Origin of the sequence: Methylorubrum podarium (assembly GCF_040270385.1) — a bacterium.
GTDB lineage: Bacteria > Pseudomonadota > Alphaproteobacteria > Rhizobiales > Beijerinckiaceae > Methylobacterium > Methylobacterium podarium.
The window spans coordinates 1-1,148 of the sequence record NZ_JBELQE010000102.1 but is presented as its reverse complement, the minus strand read 5'-3'; the positions used below and the strand labels follow the sequence as shown (position 1 = coordinate 1,148).

1 protein-coding gene is annotated in these 1,148 nt (G+C 70.3%); it reads right to left on the bottom strand.

The window, feature by feature from the left end; translation table 11 throughout:
* Positions 1-1,148: UDP-glucose dehydrogenase family protein (locus ABS772_RS20490; RefSeq protein ID WP_350396586.1), on the bottom strand; the 1,148-nt coding region annotated here is incomplete at both ends.

The window sequence follows — 1,148 nt, the reverse complement described above, 5'->3', positions numbered from 1 at the left end:
GCGGCCATCAGCGCCTTCAGCCGCGCCAGATCCAGCGCGCGGAACGCGTTCCACTCCGTCACGATCACCAGGGCGTCCGCCCCTTCCGCGCAGGCATAGGCGTCCTCGGCGTAGGCCACGCCCTGCAGCAGCGGCCGCGCCTGCTCCATCCCCTCGGGATCGTAGGCCACGATCTCGGCGCCGGCATCCTGAAGCCCGGCGATGATCGACAGCGAGGGCGCGTCGCGCATGTCGTCGGTGTTCGGCTTGAACGTCAGGCCGAGCAACGCCACCCGCTTGCCCCGGACGCTCCCGCCGCAGGCCGCGATCACCTTGCGCGCCATCGCGCGCTTCCTCTGATCGTTGACCGCCACCACCGTCTCGACGATCCGCACCGGCGTGCCGTAATCCTGCGCCGTCTTCACCAGCGCCAGCGTGTCCTTCGGGAAGCACGAGCCGCCGTAGCCCGGCCCGGCATGCAGGAACTTGGCGCCGATGCGGTTGTCGAGCCCGATGCCGCGGGCGACCTCCTGCACGTTGGCGCCGACCTGCTCGCACAGGTCGGCGATCTCGTTGATGAAGGTGATCTTGGTGGCGAGAAACGCGTTGGCGGCGTACTTGGTGAGCTCGGCCGTGCGCCGTCCGGTGAGCAGGATCGGGGCGGCGTTGAGGTAGAGCGGGCGGTAGACCTCCTGCATCACGGCCGCCGCGCGGGCATCCTCGGCGCCGATGACGATGCGGTCGGGGCGCTTGAAGTCGCCGATGGCGGCGCCCTCGCGCAGGAATTCGGGGTTGGAGGCGACGCCGACCTCGAGGTCGGGGCGGGCCTGGCGCAGGATGCGCTCGACCTCGTCGCCGGTGCCGACCGGGACGGTCGACTTGGTCACGACGACGGCGTAGCCGGTGAGCGCCTCGGCGATCTCTCTGGCCGCGGCGTAGACGTAGGAGAGGTCGGCGAAGCCGTCGCCGCGGCGGGACGGCGTGCCGACGGCGATGAACACGGCCTGGGCCTGTGCGACGGCGGGCTTGAGGTCGGTGGAGAAGGCGAGCCGCTTCTGGCGGACGTTTTCGGCCACCAGCGTATCGAGGCCGGGCTCGTAGATCGGCATGCGGCCCTCGTTGAGGGCGGCGATCTTTTCGGGATCCTTGTCGATGCAGACGACCTCGTG